This is a genomic window from Streptomyces adelaidensis, from assembly GCF_016598475.1.
GTDB lineage: Bacteria > Actinomycetota > Actinomycetes > Streptomycetales > Streptomycetaceae > Streptomyces > Streptomyces adelaidensis.
Map to the genome: position 1 here is coordinate 1 of NZ_JAEMUX010000106.1, position 24,623 is coordinate 24,623.

Annotated in this window: 19 protein-coding genes and 1 pseudogene; 12 read left to right on the plus strand and 8 right to left on the minus strand. The window is 71.2% G+C overall.

Going from position 1 to position 24,623, the window contains the following annotated elements:
* Positions 1-51: 51 nt before the first annotated feature.
* Positions 52-852, minus strand: coding sequence for a hypothetical protein (locus I8N67_RS36395; protein ID WP_200308566.1), 801 nt, complete (start codon positions 850-852; stop codon positions 52-54).
* Between the two features lie 122 nt (positions 853-974).
* Entirely contained in the window at positions 975-2,054 is a 1,080-nt protein-coding gene (rutA, locus tag I8N67_RS36400) for a pyrimidine utilization protein A (protein WP_200308567.1), read from the minus strand.
* A gap of 185 nt (positions 2,055-2,239) precedes the next feature.
* On the opposite strand from rutA, the gene I8N67_RS36405 reads away from it, so the two are divergent.
* Positions 2,240-5,125, plus strand: a complete 2,886-nt coding sequence (locus I8N67_RS36405) for a SpoIIE family protein phosphatase (RefSeq protein ID WP_200308568.1) — start codon at positions 2,240-2,242, stop codon at positions 5,123-5,125.
* 52 nt (positions 5,126-5,177) lie between these two features.
* On the opposite strand, the gene I8N67_RS36410 is transcribed toward I8N67_RS36405, so the two are convergent.
* Positions 5,178-6,848, minus strand: a complete 1,671-nt coding sequence (locus I8N67_RS36410) for an alpha/beta hydrolase (RefSeq protein ID WP_200308569.1) — start codon at positions 6,846-6,848, stop codon at positions 5,178-5,180.
* A gap of 249 nt (positions 6,849-7,097) precedes the next feature.
* Here I8N67_RS36410 and I8N67_RS36415 point away from each other — a divergent pair, with 249 nt between their 5' ends.
* The 4 genes from I8N67_RS36415 (at position 7,098) to I8N67_RS36430 (ending at position 9,718) form a co-directional block, all read left to right on the plus strand.
* On the plus strand, positions 7,098-7,589 hold the full coding sequence (locus tag I8N67_RS36415) for a hypothetical protein (protein ID WP_200308570.1): 492 nt from the start codon (positions 7,098-7,100) through the stop codon (positions 7,587-7,589).
* Positions 7,590-7,739: 150 nt separating this feature from the next.
* Positions 7,740-8,273, plus strand: coding sequence for an RNA polymerase sigma factor (locus tag I8N67_RS36420; RefSeq protein ID WP_200308571.1), 534 nt, complete (start codon positions 7,740-7,742; stop codon positions 8,271-8,273).
* 14 nt (positions 8,274-8,287) lie between these two features.
* Positions 8,288-9,130, plus strand: coding sequence for a hypothetical protein (locus tag I8N67_RS36425; protein ID WP_200308572.1), 843 nt, complete (start codon positions 8,288-8,290; stop codon positions 9,128-9,130).
* 114 nt (positions 9,131-9,244) lie between these two features.
* The gene (locus I8N67_RS36430) at positions 9,245-9,718 is read left to right on the plus strand and encodes a carboxymuconolactone decarboxylase family protein (protein ID WP_200308573.1); all 474 of its coding nucleotides are present in this window, start codon (positions 9,245-9,247) and stop codon (positions 9,716-9,718) included.
* A 63-nt stretch (positions 9,719-9,781) separates the two neighbouring features.
* Here the strand turns inward: I8N67_RS36430 and I8N67_RS36435 are convergent, their stop codons facing one another.
* Both I8N67_RS36435 and I8N67_RS44410 read right to left on the minus strand, forming a co-directional pair.
* On the minus strand, positions 9,782-12,184 hold the full coding sequence (locus I8N67_RS36435; RefSeq protein ID WP_307835476.1) for a DUF8508 domain-containing protein: 2,403 nt from the start codon (positions 12,182-12,184) through the stop codon (positions 9,782-9,784).
* Positions 12,185-12,566: 382 nt separating this feature from the next.
* On the minus strand, positions 12,567-12,755 hold the full coding sequence (locus tag I8N67_RS44410) for a hypothetical protein (RefSeq protein WP_307835473.1): 189 nt from the start codon (positions 12,753-12,755) through the stop codon (positions 12,567-12,569).
* 175 nt (positions 12,756-12,930) lie between these two features.
* On the opposite strand from I8N67_RS44410, the gene I8N67_RS36445 reads away from it, so the two are divergent.
* The 3 genes from I8N67_RS36445 (at position 12,931) to I8N67_RS36455 (ending at position 16,982) form a co-directional block, all read left to right on the plus strand.
* Positions 12,931-13,356 (plus strand): effector-associated constant component EACC1, encoded by a 426-nt coding sequence (locus I8N67_RS36445; protein WP_200308574.1) that lies wholly within the window; start codon positions 12,931-12,933, stop codon positions 13,354-13,356.
* The gene (locus tag I8N67_RS36450; protein WP_200308575.1) at positions 13,353-15,827 is read left to right on the plus strand and encodes a caspase, EACC1-associated type; all 2,475 of its coding nucleotides are present in this window, start codon (positions 13,353-13,355) and stop codon (positions 15,825-15,827) included. The genes I8N67_RS36445 and I8N67_RS36450 overlap by 4 nt, the downstream gene beginning before the upstream one ends.
* Positions 15,828-16,043: 216 nt before the next feature.
* Positions 16,044-16,982: a hypothetical protein gene (locus I8N67_RS36455; RefSeq protein ID WP_307835474.1), complete on the plus strand. Its 939-nt coding sequence runs from the start codon at positions 16,044-16,046 to the stop codon at positions 16,980-16,982.
* Positions 16,983-16,985: 3 nt separating this feature from the next.
* On the opposite strand, the pseudogene denD reads toward I8N67_RS36455, so the two are convergent.
* Both denD and I8N67_RS36465 read right to left on the minus strand, forming a co-directional pair.
* Positions 16,986-18,006, minus strand: a pseudogene (denD, locus tag I8N67_RS36460) (D-erythronate dehydrogenase).
* A gap of 218 nt (positions 18,007-18,224) precedes the next feature.
* On the minus strand, positions 18,225-19,217 hold the full coding sequence (locus I8N67_RS36465; RefSeq protein WP_200308576.1) for a LacI family DNA-binding transcriptional regulator: 993 nt from the start codon (positions 19,215-19,217) through the stop codon (positions 18,225-18,227).
* 341 nt (positions 19,218-19,558) lie between these two features.
* On the opposite strand from I8N67_RS36465, the gene I8N67_RS36470 reads away from it, so the two are divergent.
* A complete protein-coding gene (locus I8N67_RS36470) occupies positions 19,559-21,646 on the plus strand; it encodes an RICIN domain-containing protein (protein WP_200308577.1) in 2,088 nt (695 codons plus the stop codon).
* Positions 21,647-21,726: 80 nt separating this feature from the next.
* On the opposite strand, the gene I8N67_RS36475 is transcribed toward I8N67_RS36470, so the two are convergent.
* Positions 21,727-22,620 (minus strand): aldo/keto reductase, encoded by an 894-nt coding sequence (locus I8N67_RS36475; RefSeq protein ID WP_200308578.1) that lies wholly within the window; start codon positions 22,618-22,620, stop codon positions 21,727-21,729.
* A 74-nt stretch (positions 22,621-22,694) separates the two neighbouring features.
* Between I8N67_RS36475 and I8N67_RS36480 the strand changes: the two genes are divergently transcribed.
* From I8N67_RS36480 to I8N67_RS36490, 3 genes are all read left to right on the plus strand, one after another.
* Positions 22,695-23,348, plus strand: a complete 654-nt coding sequence (locus I8N67_RS36480; RefSeq protein ID WP_307835475.1) for a DNA-binding response regulator — start codon at positions 22,695-22,697, stop codon at positions 23,346-23,348.
* A 287-nt stretch (positions 23,349-23,635) separates the two neighbouring features.
* On the plus strand, positions 23,636-23,914 hold the full coding sequence (locus tag I8N67_RS36485; RefSeq protein ID WP_200308579.1) for a hypothetical protein: 279 nt from the start codon (positions 23,636-23,638) through the stop codon (positions 23,912-23,914).
* Positions 23,911-24,309, plus strand: a complete 399-nt coding sequence (locus tag I8N67_RS36490) for a PIN domain-containing protein (RefSeq protein ID WP_200308580.1) — start codon at positions 23,911-23,913, stop codon at positions 24,307-24,309. Before I8N67_RS36485 ends, I8N67_RS36490 begins: the two co-directional genes overlap by 4 nt.
* The last annotated feature ends 314 nt before the right edge of the window (positions 24,310-24,623 follow it).

The window sequence follows — 24,623 nt, forward strand, 5'->3', positions numbered from 1 at the left end:
GCGGGCCCCCCCCCGGGGGGGGGGGCCCCGCGCCTGTGTTCCGTCGTCGACTCACTGGGCGGGTGAGCCGGTCCGTTCCGGGTGCCGGCGGCGGGTGGTCGGGGTGGTGGGGGAGGGGACCTTGCGGAGGAGGGGGGTTGTTGTGGGGCGGCCGGGGCCGGTGGGGTTGTCGGGGCCGGTCCTGGTGGCCCCGCCGCCGCCCGGCGGCCGGGTCACGTACTGGGTGTGGAGGCTGTCGTCGATGCGGCAGAGGATGCCTGTGGTGCGGCCGGGGGGTGCGGTGGGGTCGAGCTTGGCGGTGAAGGCGGCGAGGCGGTCGTAGAGGGTTTTGGAGCGGGCCCCGTTGGCGGTGGCCTCCGAGGCCGTGGACTCGCGGAGGGCGTCGAGGAGCAGGACGAGGTTGTGGCCGGAGACCAGGACGTCCTGCATTCCCGCGTCGGCCTTGGTGATGCGGCCGGGCGGCAGGTTGGGGTCCGCGGTGAAGTGGGCCGCCTTCGTCGCGCCGGGGCCGACACGGTCGTACGGGTCGCGGGTGCTCTGGGTCCAGCCGGGCTCCCAGACGCCGAACGCGGTGCGGGCGAGGAAGGTCCAGGTGTCCTCGTGGCAGCGCAGGGTGAGGTAGGAGACGCCGGCGGCGCGCCGGAGCGTGCTGTTGTGCTGGTCGAGGGCGACCCGGTTCGCGGCGAGGGCGGCCCGCAGGACGGTGCGGTCCTCCTCCCGCCAGCGCCGCTCCTGCTCACCGCGCTGGGCCAGCAGCTCCCGTTTGAGCTGCTGGTTCTTCGCGTACTGCTCGGCGAAGGTCTTGAACGACGTCCTGATCGACGTCTTGACTGCCTTGAACGTCTTGAACATGGCGCCTGCTGAGGTCGGGCCGGACATCCTGGGGTCGCGACACGCCGGTGTCGCGGAGGCGTGTCGCAGCGGCCCAACGACGGTCGGCGGACCTTGGTCACGCTGACTGTCCTATTTGTGCATTATTGGGGCGCCCGCCCCGCCCGCGACCTCATCAACGGCTGCACGCGTGTGCCGAAGTTCTCGATGCCGTCGAGGAAGTCGTCGAAGACCAGCATGATCCCTTTCGTGCCGGCGACCTCGGCGACTTCGTCGAGCATCCGTGCGACGGACTCGTAGGAGCCGACCAGCGTGCCCATGTTGAAGTTGACCGCGCCCTCGGGGAGGACGATGGTGCGGGCGGTCGAGGATTCGTCGGCGGTGGTGTCGGTGGCCGACTCGCCCGCCATGTACGCCAGCGCCGCGTGGTCCGCGTTGTCGTGGTAGTCCCGCCACTTGGCCTGGGCCGCCTCGTCGGTCTCGTCGGCGATGACCATGAAGAGGGAGAGGGCGCCGACGTCACGGCCGGACCGCTGCGCCGCCTCGACGAGCGTGGCCGTGGAGTCCGAGAGGGCGAGCGGCGTGTTGACGCCGCTGCCCAGGATGAAGCTGAAGTCGGCGTGCTCGGCGGCGAACCGCATCCCGGTGCCGCTCTGGCCGGCCGCGACGATGTCGATGTGTCCGTTCGCCGGGCGCGGGGACAGCACGCAGTCGTCCATCTCGTAGAACTCGCCCTTGAAGTCGCTGACGCCGTCGCGCCACAGCTCCTTCATCACGGTGACGTACTCGGCGGCGCGGGCGTACCGGTTGCCGAAGTGCTCGTCGCCGGGCCACAGGCCCATCTGGGAGTACTCGCCGGGCGCCCAGCCGGTGACGATGTTGACGCCGAAGCGGCCGGGGGCGATCGAGTCGACGGTGACCGCCATGCGCGCGACGATCGCCGGGGGGAGGGCGAGGATCGGCGTCGAGGCGTACAGCCTGATGCGGTCCGTGACGGCGGCCAGGCCCGCCATCAGCGTGAACGACTCCAGGTTGTGGTCCCAGAACTCGGTCTCGCCGCCGAAGCCCTTCAGTTTGATCATGGAGAGCGCGAAGTCGAGCCCGTGCTCCTCGGCCTTCCGCACGATCGCCTTGTTCAGTTCGAAGCTCGGCAGGTACTGCGGTGAACTCTTCGATATGAGCCAGCCGTTGTTGCCGATGGGGATGAATACGCCGATGTCCATGCCGCTCCTCGAATGGGTCGGGGATGCCGTGATCCGTCCGCCGGCATCCGTCCGTCGAACATGATCCATCGTCAACTGCCCATGAAACACGCACTGTTGACGTGTGTCCTTGGGTGCGGGGGAGTCACTGTGGAATTCCTGTGGCGGACTGCCTCACGCGAGGGCGGAACGTTAGGGTCGAGCGTATGAACGCACGGCTGGCCCTGCTCAGCACGGTGGACCCCGGTGTCGCGGAGAGCGAGGTCTTCCGGCTGGCACTCCAGCACGCGGTCGGGGAACTCGGCGCGCTGGGCGGGATGATCCACCTGAGGGGCCCCATGTCCGCGCTGCGGCTGGTCTCGGTCACCGGCCTCCCGCCCGCCCTCACCCGCCCCTGGGAGATCATCGACCAGGAGGGCCCGCTGCCCCCGGCCCGCGCCCTGCACCGGGGCAGCGGACTGTGGTCCCCGCTGGGATCCATGGCCCTCGCCTGGCCCGGCACCGGTCTGATCGCCCTCCCCCTGTCCGGCGGCGACCGTACGATCGGCGCGCTCACCCTCCTCGCGGGCGACCGGGGCCGGCCCACCGGCGAGGAGTGGGGCTTCCTGCGGGCACTCGTCGACTGGGCCGAGGACCGCATGGCCCAGGCACCGCCCCCGACCGGACCCGCGCACCCGGAGCCGAACGCCGAGCAGCTGCGGCAGGCGCTCAAGGAGGTCCGCGTCGGCGCCTGGGACTGGAACATCCGCACCGGCGACCTGCTCTGGGACGAGGCCGCGCTGGAGTTGTACGGCACGCGGCCGGCCGACTTCACCGGGCAGATAGAGAACTGGATGCGGATCGTCCACCCCGACGACCTGGCCCCCACCCTGGCGGCGGCCCAGCAGGCGATCCGCGACCACACCGTCTTCGAGGCGGAGTACCGCGTACTGCGCCTCGACGGCACCTGGGGCTGGACGCGGGCGCGCGGCCGGGCCACCTACGACGAGCGGGGCGAACCCCACCGGATGGTCGGGGTCGGGTGGGAGAGCAACGAGTCGCGGTCCGCCCGGGACGCGCTCGGCCGGGCCCTGCGGCACATGAGCGACAGCTTCCTCGCCGTGGACGACGACTGGCGGATCACCTTCGCCAACCTGGAGGCCGAACGGACCCTGGGCCTCTCCGAGAAGGAGCTGTTCGGGCGCCTGCTGTGGGATCTGCCCTCGGTGCGCGAGACGTCCTGCCTGGAGCTCCGCTGCCGGCTGGCCGCCGCCGAGGAGAAGCCCTCCGGGTTCGATGTGCGCATGCCGGACGACGGCCGCGTCTTCCACCTGCGGCTCGTGCCGGGCCCCGACGGCCGCACCATCTACCTCACCGACGTCACCGAGCGGCGGCGGCTGGCGGAGGAGCGCCGCGGCGCCGAACGCGCGGCGTCCGAACGGGCCGGCCGCATAGCCGCGTTGACCGCCGCGCTCGCCAAGGCGACCACCTCGCGGGACGTGGTCGACGCGGTCGCCCGCCGGGTGCTGCCGCCGTTCGCCGCCACCGGCCTCCTCGTCCAGACCGTCGAGGCCGGCCGGCTCCACAACGTCGGCGCCGTCGGCTACTCGGACGAGTTCATCGAGCTCCTCGACCACCGCCCCAGAAAGCCGTACGGCCCAGCCTGGGACGCGATCAACTCCGGCACCCCGGTGTTCATCTCCTCGGCGCAGGAGTACGTCGCCCACGTGCCCCAGCACGCCGACCTGCTCGCCCCGTCCGGGAAGCAGTCCTGGGCGTTCCTGCCGCTGACGGCGTCCGACCACACCTTCGGGGTGTGCATCGTCTCCTTCGACCGGCCGCGCCGCCTCACCGACGAGGAGCGCACCCTCCTCACCACGATCAGCGCCCTCCTCGCCCAGTCTCTGGAACGCGCCCGGCTCTACGACCTCGAACACACCCGGTCCCGTGAACTCCAGCGGGCCCTGCTCCCCCAGGACCTGCCCCGGCTCGCCGCCTGCGAGGCCGCCGCCCGCTACCTCCCCGCCGGGCAGGGCATGGACGTCGGCGGCGACTGGTACGACGTCATCCCGCTCTCCAGCGGGCAGGTCGCCCTCGTCGTCGGCGACGTCATGGGCCACGGCCTGCCCGAGGCCGCCACCATGGGCCGGCTGCGCACGGCCGTCCACACCCTCGCCGACCTCGAACTGCCCCCCGACGAGATCATGAGCCACCTCAACGACCTCGTCGCCGGCATGGGTGAGGACTCGTACGCCACCTGCCTGTACGCCCTGTACGACTCCACCACCCAGATCTGTTCCTTCGCCCGCGCCGGGCATCCGCCGCCCGCCCTGGTGCACCCCGACGGCACCGTGTACTTCGCGGAACCGACCGCCGACCCGCCGCTCGGCGCGGCGAGACCGCCGTTCGAGACGGTGGAGCTGCGGGTGCCCGAGGGCAGCCTGCTCGTGCTCTACACCGACGGCCTGGTCGAGTCGGCGAAACGGCCCATCGACGAGGGCATGACGGACCTGGCCCGGCTGCTGCGCACCGCCCACAGCGACGGCACCGCCGCCGACCTGGAGCGGCTCTGCGACACCCTCACCGAGGGCCTGCTGCCCGCCGAGCAACCGGCGGCCGACGACGCCGCGTTCCTCGTCGCCCGTCTGCACGCGCTCACCGAGGACCGGATGGCGTCCTGGTCGCTCCTCGACGACCCGAAGGCGGCAGGACAGGCCCGCCGCCATGTCCGCGACCAGCTCGCCGCCTGGGGCCTGGACGACCTCGCGCCCACCACGGAACTCCTCGCCAGCGAACTCGTCGGCAACGTCGTACGCCACGCCAAGGGCCCCGTCCGCCTGCGCCTGCTGCACGGCTCCGAGCTGGTCTGCGAGGTCTTCGACGGCAGCCTCACGATGCCCCGGATACGCCGGGCCACCGACACCGACGAGGGCGGCCGGGGCCTCCAGCTCATCACCGCGCTCTCCCAGCGCTGGGGCACCCGCTACACCGCCACCGGCAAGTGCATCTGGACCGAGCAGTCCCTGACCGGCCCGGACCCCCACCACGAAACACCGACCGACCCGCTGGAGCTGATGTTCCGGATCCCCGATCTCTTTTCCGAGGAGGGTTGATCAGCAGCTCAGCGAGCCGGCCGGCTCGGGGCGGGTCAGCGCGTGGGGTCGGTCAGCTCACGGAGCCGATGCGGTCGACGCGCTCGTTGACGCCGTTGCGGAGTTCACCGAGGGTCGTGCCGGGCGGGGCGACCTTCGGGGTGGAGGACGGCGGCTGGGTCTCGTCCGCGCAGGTGGTGCCGGAGGCCGGGACCGTCAGGTCGACGAGGTAGCCGATCACCGCGTCCGTCGCGCAGGCGCTGCGGCCGAACGCGGTGTGCCCCTCGGCCTCGAACGTCACCAGCGAGGCGTTGTCGAGCCGCCGGGTCAGCGCCACCGCGTCCTGGTAGGGGGTGTCCGGGTCGCCGGTGGTGCCGAGGACCAGGATCGGCGCGGAGCCCCTGGCCCGGTAGGAGCCGTCGTAGCGGCTGACCTGCTTGCCGGGCCACTGGACGCACGCGGTGGCGTGCTGGTGGTCGTAGGTCGGCGGACCGTACGCCATGGCCGGGCCCAGCAGCGGCGCCGCCTTCGCGTTGGCCGTGACGTGCCGCTTCAGCAGGCGCATGCTGCTCGGGTAGTCCCGGTCGACGCACTCGACGGCCACGTTCGGGCCGAGGAAGTCGAAGCTGGCCGGGGACGGCGGCCGGAGCAGGAACGAGGTGTTGTCCCGCAGCTGCGCCTTGCGCAGGGCCGCGCCGAACGAGGACCAGATGACCTTGCCCTCGTTGATGTTGAACATCAGCCGGTAGACCAGGGTGTAGCCGTTCGCCTGGCCGCCGTTCGCGGTCGGTACGGGATTGGCGTCCAGGTCGCTCTTCAGCTTCTCGAACGCCGCGCGCGGGTCGCCGTCACCGAAGCCGCAGGTCGCCTGGTCGGCGGCGCACCAGTCGAGGAAGCGGCTCATCGCGCCGTCCAGCGCCAGGTACTGGGGCCGGTCGTAGGCGTACGGGCGGTTGGCGTAGTGCACCGGGTCGTACGCCCCGTCGAGCGCGAGGGCCCGCACCCGCTTCGGGAACAGCGCCGCGTAGACCGTACCGATGTACGAGCCGAACGACCGCCCGTAGTAGGTGAGTTGCTCCTCGCCGAGCGCCTGGCGCAGCAGGTCGATGTCGCGGGCGACGTACTCCGTGCCGATGTACGGCAGCAGCTCGCCCGCGTTGTCCACGCACGCCTGGTTGAACTCGGCCGCCTCGCGCAGGGCCGCGCCGAACACGTCCGGGCCGGTGGGTACGCCCTTGGCGTCGGTGACGGCCTTGGTGTAGCGGGCGTCGTCGAAGCAGGTGAGCGCCGAACTGCGGCCGACACCGCGTACGTCGTAGCCGAAGACGTCGAACGAGTCGCGGAGCGCGGCCGGCAGGTCCGAGTGGTTGTTGCGGACGAAGTCCACGCCGGAGTTGCCGGGGCCGCCGGGCTGCATGAAGAGCGTGCCCTTGCGCTTCGTCTGGTCCGCGGCCTTCTTGCGGACCACGGCGAGAGTGATCGTGCGGCCCCGCGGCTCCCGGTAGTCCAGCGGCACGTCGGCGTTCGCGCACTCGAAGCCGCCCTGGCAGTCGGACCAGGTGAGGGTGGGTACGGGGGGTGTGTGCGACGTCCGGGGTGACTTCGGCGTCTGCGGTGTCCGCGGTGTCTGCTGCGAGGCCATCGCCTGGGTCGCCGTCCCCGCTCCCGTTCCCGCGAGGACGAGCGCGGTCAGTGCGGCGCCCGCGAGTCTGACACGTCTGCGTACGTGGTGTTGTGCTGCCATATGGATGCTTCCCCCTGTGCTGATGTGCTCCAAGTGCCCACTGGTCAGGGTGGGTTCGGAGCCTGTCTAGCCCAGGAGAGGGGAAAAGGCGAGCGGAGTTCCCATATGGCCGCTCTTCCACGGGATCTTTCCACTACCCGGCGGTAGTTACCGTCTTCGGTGTTCCCTTCGTAATCTTGGGAACGTCCCTGGCCCGCGTCCAGAGATGGGCAGGCCGGACCCCCCCCAACCCACGAAGGATCCGCGCACGTGCTTATCAAGAAGAGTCTCCTCGTCGCCGTCACCGCGGCGCTCGCCGGCCTCGCCCTGGCGGGACCCGCCGCCGCGGCCACGCCGCGGACCACCGCGCCGGCGGCCGGCACCCAGCAGGCGCCCGCCATACCCGTCGACTTCGTCGACCTCGCCACCACCCCGCTCGCGGCGGACGGCGAGACCCACGAGGTCACCGTCACCTACCGCAACGACTCGGCGGCGGACCGGACCGTCGCCCCGCAGCTCCTGGTGGAGTCGCCGGACACCGGCCCGTTCCTCGACCCCTCGGACGTCAAGGTCGAGCGCCGCACCGTCATCGGCTGCTGGACGGCCGCCGAGCTCGGCAGCCAGACCGGCACCCTCTTCACGGACCTGTCCACCGCCCGGATCACGCTGCCGGCGGGCGAGACCCTGACCCAGGTCTACCGCCTCACCGTCACCGACCCGGCGGCCGAGGGCACGGTCCACCCGAGGATCGCCCTCTACTGACATCCACCGGCACCGCCCATGACCAGGCCGGGCCCCGCTCCTCGGAGCCGGGCCCGGCCTTTTCACGTCCCGGGCGGTGTTGCTCGAACATCGCCTGTTGCACCTGTGGCCGTCGTGGACACGTAGGGGCAGAAGCTACGGAAGGAAGCCATGCCCATCGACACCGAGGCCCAGTTCACGGATGTGTACCGGGCGCACTACGAGGACGTGCTGAGGTTCGTCCGCCGGCGTGCCCATCCCATGAACGTCGACGACATCGTCGGCGAGACGTTCCTCGCGGCGTGGCGCAGGCGTCGCGAACTGCCCGAGGACCCGAGGCCCTGGCTGTTCGGCACGGCCCGCAAGGTGATGCTGAACGCCAACCGCGGCATGCGCCGGCACACCGCGCTCGCCGTGCGCGTCCAGCAGGCCGCCGAGACCGGCGGCCAGACCCGGGCCGCCGACCCGGCCGCGCTGGTGGACGGCCGGACGGACCTCGCCGCCGCCTGGCAGGCGCTCGACCCGGCCGACCAGGAGGTCCTCGCACTGCACGTGTGGGAGCAGCTCTCCGCCAAGGACGCGGCGAAGGTCCTCGGCTGCACGCGGGCCGCGTACGCCATGCGCCTGACCCGCGCCAAACGGCGCCTCGCCGCCCGCCTCGGTACGGCCGCCGCCACCGCGCCCGCCCTCACCACGACGTTCTGACCAGGAGCCCCGCGATGAACCACGACACGGCCGAGAACGACGCCACCGCCAAGCACGGTGACACCGCCACGACCGACACCCTGCTGTCCCGCCTTGCCCCCCTCGACGCCGCGCCCCGCACCGAGCGGACCGCCGCCGAGACCGACCGCGAGGAGACGCTGCTGCGCACGATCCTCGCCGACACCGAGCCCGCGCGCCGTTCGGTCCGCCCCGCCTCCCGCGCCCCCCTCGTACGCCGGGTCTCCTTCACCCTGGCCGGCGCCCTCGCGGCGGGTCTCGCCGTGCTGACCGCCACCGGCGGACTGTCCGGACTGCCCTTCGGCTCCCAAGGCCCCCTGTCCTCGGCGGAGTTGGCGAGCTGGACCGGCACGCCCAGCAGCCTGGGCTCGGCCGGTGAAGAAGGCGCGGCCGCCGAGAAGGCGTGCCTGGACCTGACGAAGGACTACGGCTCCGGCCCCGCCGACGTCAGCAACGCGGACATCCGGGGCAGCGTGGCCTCGATGGTGGTAAGCCGTGGCGGCGACGCGGTGTACTGCCTGGCCGCCTCGGACGGCAACGGGATCACGATGTCCGTCTCCCCGGCCCTGGACCTCCCCGCCGACGGCATCGAGCTGGACACCTACGGCGCTCGGGGCGAGGGCTCCGGCCAGGTCAACTACGCCGTCGGGTCCGTCGGTTCCGGCGTCGAGAAGATCACCGTCCGCGACCGCGACCGCACCGTCGAGGCCACCGTCCAGGACGGCCGCTGGACCGCCTGGTGGCCCGAGGGCGACCCCAAGGGCCTCCTCACCGGCACGGTCACCCTCACCTTCACCGACGGCACGACCCGTACGGTCGAGAGCACGGAACTGCCGTAGTCCGGTGACGGTCCTGCGGAGGTGACGGGGGTCACATCCGTCCGTGTCACATCCGGCCCGGGTCGGTCCGTCCTTGTGTTGTCACCGCGAAGACGAAGACACAAGGAGCCCGTCATGGAAGCGCGTCTGAACCTGCTCGCCAACCCCCTCACCGGCAAGCTCGTCAAGCACCTCGTCGCGGCGAACAAGGTGGTCAGCGACGCCGGAATCCCGCTCGCCACCCAGGAGCTGGTGCGGATCCGGGCCAGCCAGATCAACGGCTGCGGCGCCTGCCTCGACATGCACACCAAGGATGCCGCGCACGCCGGCGAGACCCCCACGCGGCTGCACCTGATCGCGTGCTGGCGGGAGGCCAAGGTCTTCACCGAGGCCGAGCGCGCCGCCCTGGAACTGACCGAGCAGGGCACCCGGATCGCCGACGCGGCCGGCGGCGTCCCCGACGCGGTCTGGGAGAACGCGGCCAAGCACTACGACGAGGACCAGCTCATCGCCCTGGTGGCCCTCATCGCCCTCATCAACACCTTCAACCGGCTGAACGTGATGGTGCAGCAGCCGGCGGGCGACTACCAGGTGGGCATGTTCGGCTAGCCGGTCCCGCACATGCGCGAACCCCCCGGCTGTTCCACGGCCCGGGGGTTCGCTCATCGGGTGTCAGCCGCGGCGGCACCTGCCGATGTCGATCCGTACGATCTGCGGGTCGTGGTCGCTCGCCTGGTCGGCGAACTCGGCGTTGATGTGCACGACGTCGTAGGCGAAGTGCGTGACGGCCGGGCTGGTGAGGATGTGGTCGAGGGTCTGCGAGTTGCCCTCGTAGACGTAGGTGTAGCGCTGGGCGGCCGGGAGGGTGTCGATCAGCGGGTTCAGGACCTTGCCGTCGGTCAGGGCGGTCATGGTCTGCGAGAACTCGAAGTCGTTGAGGTCGCCGAGGACGACGGCCTTGGCGTCGCGGTCGGCCTTGAGCAGGGACTTGACGAAGGTGTTGACCTCCGCCGCCTGCTCCTGGCGCTTGGCCTCGGAGCTGCGGGCCGGCTCCTGGTAGCGGCCGTGCAGGGGCTGGTCGCCGCCCTTGGAACCGAAGTGGTTGGCGATCACGAAGACCTGCTCGCCGTGGAAGACGAACTCGCCGACCAGCGGCTTGCGGCTGCTGCCCCAGGCGTCGCTGGTGGGGTTGATCCGGCCCGGGGAGTACGTGAGTCGCGCGCCCTTGCGCGTCTTCACGACCCCGGTGGCCGTGGTGGCGTCGCCGCCGGCCCGGTCGGTGAAGGAGACCCGCTTGGCGTTGAACAGGAAGACCTGACGGATGTTGCCGCCGGGCTCGCCGCCGTCCTGGTTGTTCTCGGGGGCGAGGTAGCGCCAGCTGTAACGGGGGCCGCCGGCCGCGCGGATCGCGTCGGTGAACCGGGTCAGGGTGGCCTCCGAGGTCACCGTCCCGTCGTTCGTCGCGCCGTTGTCGTCCTGGATCTCCTCCAGGGCGACGATGTCGGGCGAGCTGAGACTGACCGCGACGCCCTCGGCGAGCCGGTCGAACTTCTCCTGGCCGTCCAGCGCGTCCAGGTTCTCCACGTTGTACGTGGCGACCGCCAGCTCGTCGCCCTTCTGACGCCGGGTCACCTCGGGCTTCAGCCCGTTGTCGACCAGGGTGCCCAGCTCGGTGGCCTGGAGGTTGTAGCCGCCGAAGGACGCGTAGTCGAGCGGCCCGCTTGTGGTGCCGGACAGCTCGTCACCGACGTTCGCCACCGGGAAGGCGGTGGTGGTGTCGAGCGACATCACCTTCATCCGGCCGGTATTGGGCTGGTCGTAGGCGGAATACAGAGTGCCGCCGCGGGCGCTCGGGCTCTCCTCCGGCTTCACCGTCACCCACACCTCGTCGTACTCCGTGGTCGCGCCGACCACCCGGGTGTCGGAAGCCTGTACCCGTGAGCCCTCCAACGCCTCGTAGAAGTCCAGGGCGTACACGTCCGGTTCGAGCGGCAGCGCGTCGATGCTGCCGCCGCCCGCGGTGGGCACGTACGCGTCCGGCACGGTCGCCGCGTCCAGTGTGACGGCCGCCGGCAGCGCGTTGCCGCTCGACAGCACGGTCGCGGTCGGCCCGGTGATCTCCGTGACCGACTGGCTGGTGCTGCTCGGGTAGTACTCGGTGACCTTGCCGCTCACCAGCACCGAGTCCCCGACCGCCACGGCAGGCTCCGCCGACCCGGTGTAGACGAAGACACCTTCACCGGTACGGGGGTCGCTGTCGGCCTGCGGGTCCTGGATCCAGTACCCCTTCGACCCGGACTTCCGTACGCCGGTGACGATGCCGGGAACCCGGGTGACCGTCTGCCCGGTGAACGGGGAGAGCCGGGTGGTGCCCTGGATGTCGTGGACCCGGACGGGCCCGGGCTCGGTGGACCCGCCACCGTCCCCGTCACCGTCTCCATCCCCATCGCCGTCGCCCGAACCCGACGTCTGACCGGCCGAGTTGACGGGGGACGGCGTGCCGGAGGCGAGGTCGGTCGCGTTGTCGTCGGTGTCCGCGAGGGAGGCGGCGCGGGCGACGGAGGCGGTGTTGGAGGCGCCGGTGACCGGCCCGCCGCCCTCCCGGACGACCGCGCTGCCGTAACCCACGAGGTCGACGACGCTCGTGTCCGCCGCGCAGTCCGCCGCGGTCTTGCAGGTCAGCGCGGTGGTACCGGCGACCAGGGCGATCGTGCCGCTGGTCGCGCTCATCGCCACAGACCCGGTCGCGTCGGCCGTCGGCAGCGCCGTCGTACCGCCGCTGCCGGCCGCCTCGGCGACCAGATACCGGCCGCCGGGCGCCACCGAACCGCTCAGCGCCGTCACCTGCCACTGCGAGGACGCCGACGGCGACCCCGGCAGATACTGCACGCTGTAACCCGCCAGGTCGTACGCCCCGGCGCCCGCGTTGCCCAACTCGATGAAGTCCCGCACCAGGGTCGCCCCCGAGTTCCCCCCACCGCCGTACACCTCGGCGATCACAGCCGTGGCGGACGGCGCGGCGAACGCGGCGGGCAGCGCGGTGAACGCGAGCGCGCCGGCCGCGCCGACGGATATGAGTGGGTAGGCGGCGCGGCGGGCGCGGGCCCCCGGGGCTCTGTCGGATCTGGACACGCTGGCGGTCTCCTCGTACATCGGGCACGTCGAAGCGATGGTGTGGGGGAGTCGGCTCAAGTTACGCGCGTAGAAGGGGAGTCGCCAAGGGGTCGTAGGTTAAATCCCGGGAACGAACCGGCCTCGCTCGCCGCCGGCCGGTCCGTTCGGCCCGGCCGGTCCAGCGGGTCCGGCTTCGCCCCGGCCACCGCCGTACCCCCGTGCGCGGCGGCCCGCTCCCGCACGCCGACGAGCCCGCGCCCACCGCCGAGCCCACCGCCGTACGCACCCTTCGGACTCCGCCCGTCATCCGTCACCGCGATGCACAAGTCGGCGTCTCCGTAAGTCAGTCCCCCACCCCGGGCTGCGGCTCACGCGACGCGACCCCGGCGCCGTACGCCCCGTACTGCTCCTGGCCCTCGCCACCGCCCTCCCGCGGCACCCCCAGCATCCGCCGCAGCTGGGTCATCGCGTCCCGGCCCGCCTCGGAGATCGCGTCGAACGCGGCCTCCGCCCGTTCCGGCCCCGCTCCCACCACCCCCGGGCACCCCGCCCACCCCGTATGCCACTCACGGCCCACACGGTAACGGGCGTACGCCACCGACACAGCCGGCTTCCCAACCAGCTCAGGAAAGAGGGCGCTTGACGCAGCCTCACCAGCGGCACAGGTCTGGGCCGGACCCCGCCCCGTACTGCACACTGTCCTGCACATGATCGGGGCACGACGGGCGGGGGACGACATGCTGGACGTGACGCTGAGGCTGCTGAACAACGACGCCACCGCTCCCGATGACACCGACCTCGCCCTGCTGCGCCGAGGTCTCGTGGCGGAGCCCGAACTGCGCGGCCGGGTACACCTGATGGCCAAGGCTCCCGAGGAGAGCCAGATGGGGTCGGGGATCGAGCTGCTGGCGATCGCCCTCGGCAGCAGCGGCGCCGTCACCGCCCTCGTACGCTCGCTCCCGGCGCTGCTCAAGGCGCGCCGGGCGGCGGCCACCGTGGAACTCACCCTTCCCGACGGCCGCACTGTGAAGGTCACCGCCGACTCCGCCGACGACGCCCACACCCTCCTCGACGCCGCACTGCGCGACCAGCGGCAGCCGAACCCGCAGCAGCCCGGCCCGCAGCAGCCGTGACCCTCCGACTGCCGGACCCCCGGGGTTCCCGCGCGGTCCTCATCGGCACCTCCCGCTACGACGGCGACCTGCCCGACCTCCTCGCCGTACGCAACAACCTCGAGGTCCTCCAGGAGCTGCTGACCTCCGACTCCTTCGGCGGCTTCCCGATCCAGCGCTGCACGGTCGTACAGGACGCCACGGACCCGCGCGCGGTCTGCGCCACGGTCCGCGAGGCCGCCATGACCGCCACGGACACCCTGCTCGTCTACTTCTGCGGCCACGGCGTCCTCAACGAGGACCTGACCTTGCACCTCGCCCTGACCGGCACGGACGAGAGCGATCTGCGCTGGACGTCCATACCGTTCGAGGCGATCCGGGAGATCCTCGAAGCGTCGCCCTGCCCCAACAAGGTGCTGATCCTCGACTGCTGCAACAGCGGCCGGATCCTGGACACGCTGATGGGCGACCGGCCCGAGCCGGCCGACGCGCTGAACATCCGGGGCACGTACATCCTGACGTCCTCCGCGAACGTCCCCTCCTACGCCCCGGTCGGCGAGCGCTACACCGCCTTCAGCGGCGAACTCATCCGCCTCCTCCGCGACGGCCTGCCGGCCGGCCCGGAGCTGCTGCCCCTCAGCGACCTGTACCGCCCGCTGTGCGAGTCCCTCACCCGGCGCGGGTATCCGGAACCACGCCAGCAGAGCTCGGACGGGCACGCCCGGCTGGGGCTGGTGCGGAACAGGGCGGCGGTCGGGCCTGGGAAGGGCGCGGCGGCGGAGGGTACGGAGGCTGAAGGGGAGGACGGGCCCGCGGTCCCGACCAAGGGCGGCGAGATCCGGTTCGGGCCGAGCGGCACCTTCCACCGCGTCCGCAACTGGAGCATCGGACTGCCGGCCTCCGTGGCCCTGGTGGTGGTCGCGGCCGTGAACATGCCGCCCAAGGGCGAGCCCTTCAACCCGGCCGACCTGAACCATTGGCTCGCGGTCCTCCCGTTCCTGGGCCTCTTCGCCCTGGCGCAGGTCCTCGGGAAGCGAAACCCGGCCGACTACTCGCTGGTACTGAGTTCGGACGGCGTCGAGGTGCAGTACGGGAACACCGAGCACTTCTCCTACCCGTGGCACCGGATCAGCCGGTGCTGGATACGCCGGCGCCCCGCGACCCGGCTGCGCGGCCCCCGATACGAACTGATGGTCCGACCCATGCCCGGGGTCTACCCGCAGACGGCGAGCCGGAGGAGCGCGGGGCCTCAACAGGACGACGCGGAGGGCACCCTGCGCTACGCGGACCTGCGCAGGCTCACGACGACGCCGGAGGCCGTCGAGGCCGCGCTCGCCACGTACGCGGGGGCGGCGTGGACCCCCAGCCCCGACCTCGCCGTGCGGCAGACCCCGGTCCCGAAGACGGAGCAGGTCTTCTCCGCCGACCGCCGCCTCCTCGCGGCCGTGGCGGCGCTCGGCGTGGTCCTGGGCTGCGCGTCCGTTCCGTTCGACGCACTCCTCCAGCCGGCGGAGATCCTTTCGTCGCCGCTCGCCCTGGTCCGGTGCGTGCTGTTCTTCGGGACGGCCTGGTTCGCCGCGTCGCGTTTTCTGCGGCCTGTGCGGCTGGTGGTCGGCGCGGCCGGGATCACCCTGACCCGGGGCGATCTGGAGATCGCGTACGCCTGGACGGAGATCGAGCGGGTCGGCGTCGTCAACTGGCCCCGCGGTGCCCGCCACCTGGGCCTGCTGGCGATCCGGCCCACCGGGAGCCCGGCGGGGCGGGCCGACCGTACGAACATGCTGCTGCCGAGGCTGGCCCCGGGTGCCCTGACCCTGTGTCTGCTCCAGGAAGTGACGTACGACCAGCGGCTCCTGGAGGCCGCGCTGGCGCGGTTCGCGGACGAGGAACAGCTCGCCCTGCCGGGTGAGGCCTGGCTGCGGACATCACCCGAGGCAGCCGCAGCGCCCGGGACCGGCCTCACGTTCCGAGGCTGCCAGCCGGCGCGGGTCTCCGCCCTCGTGTGCCTGGCAGGCTGCTCCCCGTTCGTGATCAGCGTGCTACTGCAGGATCTGCCTCGGATTTCCGATTGGATCCATGTCATGCAGGACCTGCTGCTGCGCCCGCTCTTCGTCCTCGGTCCCCTCGTGTACTTCCTCACCGGCGGACACCATGTACGCCTCCACGTGGGCCCGTCAGGGCTGACCCTCAGAGCCCTCGGCAACCGTCAACTCCACATCCCCTGGGGCGATGTGGACCGCATCGGCATCGTGGCCCGCTCCGCCGACCCGGAGGAACACGCCCTCGTCCTGTGGCCACGCCATGGGGCCGGCATACCCCGGTCACTGTGGCTGCCCTTCCCGCGCCGGCACGGCGGTCTGCGCCTCCTGACCCTGGAGAACTACCGGATCGAGGCCTCACCGGACCAGCTCGACCAGGCCTTGGCCCGCTACGCCGGTCGCCGCCACACCCACATGACCCTCCTCCGTCAGAAGACCACGAAGAAGAAATGACCCCGGTGGTACGCGCCCTGTCCGCGCCAACCGGCGCGCCGGGGTGCGGCCGTTCGCGCCCCAAGTGGTGCTGTGTCACCGCTGTGTGACAACGGTGTCGTCTTCCGATGACGGGTGAACCCACGGGCCTGACGGGTCCTCATACAGGTCACACCGCGGGGAACGGCAGCAGCAGCGCCGGTCCCGCCAACTCCCCCACCTCGGAAGGGATTTACCGTGACGAACCGCCACCTGCGCAAGGCCGCCGTCGTCGCCGCCGCGATCACCGCCGGACTGCTGATGACCGCCTGTCAGAACGACACCGCGGCCGCCGGCGGCTCGTCCTCCGGCAACGGCACCAAGGAGGCGGCCGCGGTCGTGGACAAGGTCGCGGAGAAGACAGGTCAGACGGGCAAGTCCAGGGGTGTCAGCGGGACGTTCAGCAACGGCACGGTCACCTACCTCGCGCCGGGCAAGTACATCGTCTCCGCCCCCGGCAAGGACGATCAGCAGTTCTGGGTCGCCGACGACACCGAGGTCTACGGTACGGGCACCATATGCGGCGAAGCGCAGGCCAAGGTCGACGCACCCTGCACGCTGGACCAGCTGGAGACCGCCACCAAGAAGGGCGCCGTCAACGCCGACGTCACGATGAAGGCCGGAGTCGCCACCCTGGTCTCCGAGCGCCGCACGACCGGCTCCGGCTCCGGTACGGGTACGGGTGCTGGCACGGGTACGGGTACGGGTGCTGGCACGGGTACGGGTACGGGTGCTGGCACGGGTACGGGTACGGGTGCTGGCACGGGCTCGGACGCTGACGCCGGTTCCGACTCCGGCTCCGGCTCCGGCTCCGATTCCGGCTCCCGCGACACCCCCATCGAGGGCATCAACAAGGGCAAGGGCGTCAACGGAACCTGGTACGGCGCGGTCTCCTACCTGGCGCCGGGCAAGTACACGGTCACCGAGGAGCACGGCACCGCGCAGCAGTTCTTCGTCGCCGAGGACACCGAGATCTGGGGCTACGGCAACGTCTGCGGCGGCCCGGGGGTCGGGGAAGGCCAGGAGGGCGGCACCCAGTGCACCGAGGCCGAACTGGAGAGCGCCGCCAAGAAGGGCTTCAGCGGCGAGGTGAAGATCGTCAACGGCATCGCGGCCACCATCCACGACACCCCCTGAGGCTCACCCGCCGGATCGGAAGACGCACGCGTCGGGATGATCGGCGAGGTAGTCCCGCACGAGGGACAGGAAGTCCGGGTCGGGCTCCAGACCGAGTGCGGCGGCACGTGTGTTGTCGAAGTCGGCGGGCCACGAGGCCACGATCGCCTCGATGGCGGGGTCGGGCGTGACGGTCACCAGGTCGGCGACGGCATCGCCGGCCACCTGCCGCAGCGTGGCGAGCATCTCGGTGACCGAGACCGTGAGCGCGGGAAGGTTGACCGGCAGCGGGCCTTCGAGCCGCCCCGGCCCGACGCCGCGCTCGGCCTCCGCGATGCGCAGGATCCCCTTGACGGTGCGTCGCGGTGAGGCCAGGGCCACGCGCAGGTCGGGCCGTACCGGGCAGGTCGCCGGGAGTCCCGCGAGCGGCTCGCGCACGATGCCGGACAGAAAGCCGGAGGCGGCCGCGTTCGGCGGGCCCGGCCGCACCGCGACGGTCATCAGGCGGGCGACGCGTCCGTCGAGGAAGCCCCGGCGCGTGTAGTCCGCGATCAGCTGCTCGCAGACGAGCTTCTGCGTCCCGTAACTCGACTGCGGCAGGGGCAGCGACGACTCGCTGACCACCGCGGGCAGGGGTAGCCCGGGGCTCGTACCGTAGACGGCGAGGCTGCTGGCGAACACCACCCGCGGCGTCGGGCCGCCGCCGGCCGACTGCGCCCGGGCCGCGTCGAGCAGCGCGCGGGTGGCGCCCACATTGGCGCGCATACCGAGGTCGAAGTCGGCCTCGCACTCGGCCGACACCGCGGCGGCGAGATGGAACACCACATCGACCGGCTCGGCGAACACATCATCGAGACGCTCGACCACGTCCCCGTGCACGAGGTCCACGAGCGGGTCCGACGCGGCCGGAGAACCGGGCGGCACGACACGGTCGACGAGCACAAGCCGTGCGATCGGCGCGCCACCGAACGCCCGCCTCCGCAGCAGCGCGTCGGTCAGCCGACGGCCCAGAAACCCGAAACGCACCTGTGATGACGACCCTCACGTTGTCTCCTCAGTGGCACGGTCCAGCGCGGTGCGATCCAGTGCGATCCAGTGCGATGCGGTGCGAACCGCCGCGATGCGGTGCGAACCGCCGCGATGCGGCACGATCCGGTGCGGGGCGACGGCGAACTACCCACCCCATCCCATCCGCCAAACGCGCGGCCCGCCGGACGACCCAGAGGCCGCAGCCCCCCGGCCCCCGTCCGTCCGCCCCGCCCGCTAACGACCGGCCGGCGGCGGTGCCGTACTCCGCCGCCGTACGAGCCGGGTGGGGACGAGCGTCGTGCCGTACCCGGCGACATCCTGACGCATCTTGCTCAGCACCCCCTCCACACACAGGCGCCCCACCTCGGCGAAGTCCTGGTGGACGGTGGTGAGGGGCGGGAGGAACGACGCGGACTCGGGGATGTCGTCGAAGCCGACGACGCTGACGTCGTCCGGGACCTTCCGGCCGCGTTCGTCGAGGGCGCGCAGCAGACCCAGGGCCATCTGGTCGTTCGCGGCGAACACGGCAGTACAGTCCGGCTGTTCGGCGAGCCGCAGCCCGGCCCGGTAGCCGGACTCCGCCGACCAGTCGCCGCGCACCAGCGGCGGCGCGAGGAGACCCGCCTCGTCGAGCGTCGCACGCCACGCGTTGGCCCGCCGCTGCGCCGCGAAGGACTCCTCGGGCCCGCCCAGATGCCACACCGTCCGATGCCCGAGCCCCAGCAGATGCCGTACGGCGTCCCGCGCCCCGCCCGCCTGGTCGGTGTCGACGACGGTGTAGCGGTCGCCGGCGTCCGAGTCGGCCACCACGACCTGCATACCGGGCGGCAGCGAGACGGTCGCCGCGTCGAGCAGATGGACCTCCATGATGACGATGACGCCGTCCACGGCGAGTTCCCCGAGGCGGGAGAAGGCCCCGTGCACCTCGTCCTGGGTGGGCACGGCGACGGGCAGCAGCGTGACGGCGTACCCCTCCCGGGCGGCAGACGTGGCGATCGCGTCGAGGGTGCGGATGTTGCCCAGCGTGGAGAGGGAGAAGGTGATCACGCCGAGCGTCCGGAACTCCCCGCGCCGCAGCGCCCGCGCGGCACTGTTGGGCCGGTAGTCCAGCTCCCGCATCGCGGCCAGCACCTGCCGCCGGGTCTCCTCGGTGACCCCCGGGAACCCGTTGGAGACCCGGGAGACGGTCTGGGCGGAGACACCGGCGAGCCGCGCGACATCTCCCATCGAGGGCCCCTGCCGAGGCCGCCCGGCGCGTCTCCTCGTACCACCGTCGGTTGTGTCCACCTTGTCCCCCTGGGTCGCGTGCCTGACGACGTCCGGTCCGGAACGAGCCCCTGTTGACCCTTGACGAGTCCTTGACCGCTGAGATTCGCACAGTGTAGACATCCGGCTCAGTGAATGTTTACGTAAACATTCACTGAGTGCGTTGTGGACGCACTGAGACAAAAGCGTACGAGAGAGCGCAGAACCACACACAAAGGCACCACACCGCACCGACCGCACATGCGGGCCCCGATCTCTGTGCGCCGCTGGGACGCGGCACACGGAAGAGCTGGAGTACTCGAATGGCACACCGCACCCGTACGAGACGGCTCCTCGGGGCCATCGGCATCACCGCCCTCGCGACCGGGACCGCCATGGCCACCACCTCCCTGCCGATGGCGCACGCCGACACGACGGCCGCCGCCGGGGTGACGGTCCGCCCTGACCCCTCCTACAAGGGCCAGAGCTTCGAGGGCTGGGGCACCAGCCTCGTCTGGTTCGCCAACGCCACCGGCGACTACCCGGACGAGATACGAAACGAACTCGCCGACCTCCTCTTCGGCAAGGACGGCCTCAACCTCAACATCGCCCGCTACAACATCGGCGGCGGCAACGCCCCGGACGTCCAGGACTACCTGCGCGCCGGCGGTGCGGTGGAGGGCTGGTGGAAGGCCCCGGCGGGCACCACCCGCGAGGACGTCGACTGGTGGAGCGCCGACGACAAGAAGGACTGGAACAAGAACGCCGACGCCACCCAGCGCTGGTGGGTCGACCGCATCAAGAACGACATCGACCACTGGGAGACGTTCAGCAACTCCCCGCCGTGGTTCATGACGGAGAGCGGCTACGTCTCCGGCAACTTCGACGCGTCGAAGGACCAGCTCAAGGAGGAGTCGGTGGACGACTTCGCCAAGTATCTGGTGGGCGCGACCGAGCTGCTGGAGAAGGCGCACGGCATCAAGGTCGACACCCTCGACCCGTTCAACGAGCCGAACACCAACTACTGGGGCACCAAGCTCGGCGCCGACGGCAAGCCGACCGGCGGCCGCCAGGAGGGCGCCCACATCGGCCCCGAGCTCCAGCAGAAGGTCATCAAGGCGCTGGGCCCGGTCCTGTCGGACTCCCGTACCCACGCGGAGATCTCCGCGATGGACGAGACCAACCCCGGCACCTTCGCCACGAACTGGAACTCCTACCCCCAGGAAGTGCGCGACCTCGTAGGCCAGATGAACGTCCACACCTACGGCACCGGCCAGCGCACCACCGTCCGCGACCTCGCCAAGGCCGCCGACAAGCCGCTCTGGATGAGCGAGGTCGAGGGCGACTGGGGCGACGGCCAGAGCTTCACCGACATGCGCCCCGGCCTCGGTCTCGCCCAGCGCATGGTCGACGACCTCCGCGAACTGGAGCCCGAGGCCTGGGTCTTCTGGCAGCCCGTCGAGGACTACGACAACATGAAGCCCGGCGGCGAGTCCGCGAAGGGCGGCAACTGGGGCTCCATCCAGCTCTCCTTCGCCTGCAAGTCCTCGGACACCCTCGCCACCTGCCCCATCTACACGAACACGAAGTTCGACACGGCTCGCAACTTCACGCACTACATCAAGCCGGGCGACCGCCTCATCAAGACGGACGACACCTCCAGCACCGCCGCCGTCTCGAAGAACGGCGACAAGGCGACAATCGTCCACGTCAACAGCACGACGGAATCCCGCGCGGTCACGCTGGACCTCTCCAAGTTCGGCAAGGTCTCGAAGTCCGCGACGGTCACCCCCGTCGTCACCGACGCCGCCGGCAAGCTGCTCCGCCAGAAGCCGGTGAAGGTGACCGGCAAGCAGGCCACGATCACGGTCCCGGCCCAGTCGGTGACCTCGTTCCTGGTCAAGGGTGTCTCGGGCGTCGCGAAGTCCGAGGCCGAGCTCCAGGACAACCACACCTACACCCTGACCGGCACCCAGAGCAGCAAGAACCTCTCCATCGCCGCCGACGGCAAGAGCCTGGTCATCAAGACCCCCAACACGACTGACCCGAGTGGCCAGCAGTGGCAGCTCGACCAGATCGGCCGGGGCAAGACGAACAACCGCACCCACTACGCCCTGACCGAGCCCACCTCGGACAAGCGCCTCGCCATCCGCGAAGGCTCCCTGGTGGCCGAGCCCGACACAGGCAGCCGCGACGAGGCAGCCCAGTGGATCCTCTCCACAACAGGCGACAGCACCTGGACCCTGGTGAACGCGGCCACCGGCCAACTCCCGGACGTCTACGGCCAGTCCACGCAGGACGGCGCCGGTGTCGGCCTGTGGTGGCCCAACTCGGGCTCGAACCAGCGCTGGAAGCTGACGGATGTCACGGCTGCGGCCGCGGCGCGCGACGCCGAGGGTTCCCAGAGCTAGTAGCGGTAGAGGGCCTCCGGCCCGAAGCGAGAAGCCCCAGGTCAGCGGCCTGGGGCTTCTCGCTGGGCGGGGTCCTCGCGTCAGGTGAGGTCGGAGAGGTCCTCCGGGGTGAGGGTGATCGACCTGGCGGCGGTGTTCTCCTCCAGGTGGGCCAGGGAGCCGGTGCCGGGGATGGCCAGGGTGATGGGTGAGGAGGTGAGCAGCCAGGCCAGGGCGATCTGGGGGACTGTGGCGCCGTGCCGGGCCGCGACCTTGGTGATGCGGTCACCGGAGAGGTCACTCAGGCCGCCGCCCAGGGGGAAGTAGGGTACGTAGGCGATGCTGGCCTTCTCGCAGGCGGCCAGCACCTCCGTGTCGTCGCGCCTGGCGGCGTGGAAGTGGTTCTGGACGGCCGCTACGGGCGCGATCGCGCGGGCCTCGGCGAGGTGATCGGTGTCGACGTTGCTCAGGCCGAGATGGCGGATCAGGCCCTCCTCGCGCAGCGCGGCCAGCACCTCGAAGCGTGCGGCGACGGATTCGCCGTGCGGCGGCGGATCTATGCCGCCGATACGCAGATGGACCAGGTCGAGACGGTCCACGCCGAGGGTTTCGAGGTTCTCCTCGACCTGCTGTCGCAGGCCCGCCGGATCGTTGGGCGCGGCCAGGCCGCCTTCGGGGGTGCGGACCGGGCCGACCTTGGTGGCGATGACCAGGCCGGCCGGGTAGGGATGGAGGGCTTCCCGGATCAGGGCATTGGCACGAACGGTGCCGTCGCCGCTGGTGTAGAAGGCGGCGGTGTCGATGTGGTCGACGCCGAGTTCCAGGGCGCGGCGCAGGACGGCGCGGCCGGTCTCGGGATCGCGGGGCGGGCCGTGGAAGCTGTGGGTGGGCAGGCGCATGGCCCCGAAGCCGAGCCGGTTGATCGGAAGGTCGCCACCGAGGCGGAAGCGGCGGAAGCCGCCGGAGTCGCCGGAGTCGCGGAAGTCATCGCTCATGAACTGAGCCTGCGCGGTGGAGGGTTCGCAATCCGAACCCGTGGCAGCTTGCTGCCATCGGGCAGAATGGCGGGGTGACAGAGATCGTGACGATCCGCGGTGACCTTGAGCTTCTGACTCGTACCGGGCATCTGTTCTCCTCTGTCCGCGAGGAGTTCGTCTGTGCCGCCCGCGATCTCGACACCTGGTCTCGCCTCGGAGCCCGGCAGGCCGCCCGCGACCTGGTACGGGACAGCGGCACTCACCAGATCCGCAAGCTGTACAGCTCGGCCGCGCTGGCCGAGGAGCGCAGCCGCGGGCATCTCGGTGAGCTCGTCGGCAGAGGCGCCCGGGTGCGGATCGCCGCCACCGCTCTCCCGCACGAAACGATCGTCATCGACCGTCGGTTCGTGATCCTGGCCGGCTCGGACACCCCCGGTGGCCGCGAGTACACCCTGTCCACGGCCCCCACCCTGGTCGGTGGGGTGTACGCGCTGTTCGAAGCCGCCTGGGAGACCGCCACCGACCTCGAAGCCTTCCTGCGCGGCGAGCGGCCCCAGCTCGATGCCGACAGCCGGACGGTCCTACGCGCCCTGGGATCGGGCGCCACCGACGAGACAGCCGCGCGGGACCTCGGCATGTCCCTGCGCACCTACCGCCGCCGGGTCGCCGAACTCCTCGACACCCTCGACGCGGGCTCCCGCTTCCAGGCGGGGGTACGCGCGGGCGAGCTGGGCCTGAACGGCTGAGGGGCAGGCCGACCAGCCAGACCGGAGACTTCCCTCAACCCCTGGGATGCCGCGATCGCCGCCTTGCCCACATGATCGCCTCGGAAACGACTGATTGGCGGGCGTGTGCCCGACGCCACGGGATTCTCCGAACTGTGGCACTGGAGCGCAGGCCCGGCCGTGGCCGGGCCGCCTTGGACCAGCGGAGGAGGCTGCGACTCGCTGCTCGGACTGCGGGTGGTCGGGGTGGTGGGGACGGTTCCTGGGAGGTGGTCGCGTTATGGCATTTTGGATGCCATAGTGGAGGCATGGGTGATAGTGGTGAGTTTCCGCTTGGTGACGGTCCGAGCAGCGGTATTTCCGTCACGTTGACGGCCGGTACGTTGCAGGCGATTCGTGAGCGGGTCGGTAAGCGGGGTGTGTCGGCGTACTTGGAGAAGGCGGCGCAGCGGCAGATAGAGCGGGACAACCTCGACGAGCTGATCTCAGGATTTGAAGAGGCGCATGGTCCCGCTGATCCGGAGGCGGTGGCGTCGAAACGGGCACGGCTCACCGGGGAGGCGTCCGGTGCGGGGGTTGCCGCGTGAGCGGTGTGCTGGTTCTGGACAGTGAGGGACTGGCGAAGGCCGTGCAGCGGGATCAGGAAGTGCACGAGTGGCTGGCGGCGGCCCGGGACGCCGATTTCCCCATCGTCACCTCGGCCGCGGTGTTGGTCGAGGTGATCCATCCGCGGATCAATGACGCCGCGCTGCGCTGGACGCTGTCTCGGCTGCGGGTGGAGCCGGTGACCCAGGCCCTCGCCCAGTCGGCTGCCGCGCTGCTACGTGACGCCGGACTGCACGGTCACAAGTACGCCATCGACGCCATGCTGTGTGCGACCGCCCTGCAGCATCCGGGCCGGGTGACGATTCTGACCTCCGACGTCGAGGACGTCGGCTTGCTTACGGCCGGGCATCCGCGGGTGGTGGCGGAGAAGGTCTGATCTCGTTGCGCCGGTGGGCTGTTGAGTCGCCCACGCCCTCCCGGTCACGTAGCCACTCACCCCGTCTGATCATCCTCCGAAGCGGGTGAGTGGGTGGCCGTGCCGAGGGGGCGTGGCAGCAGTTGCCTGTGGAATGGGGTCATCGGGTTTCGGCCTTCGCATCGTGGCGTACCCGTATGCGCGGCTCCGCCGGTCTCATAGGGCCGCGCCGGATGTTCTCCGGACGATCCCGGGGCTGGTGGCGCGCGGCGAGATCCGGTCGGCCAACGCCGTCGCGGCGTTGTTGATGCTGCACCACCTGCGGTTGGGCTGAA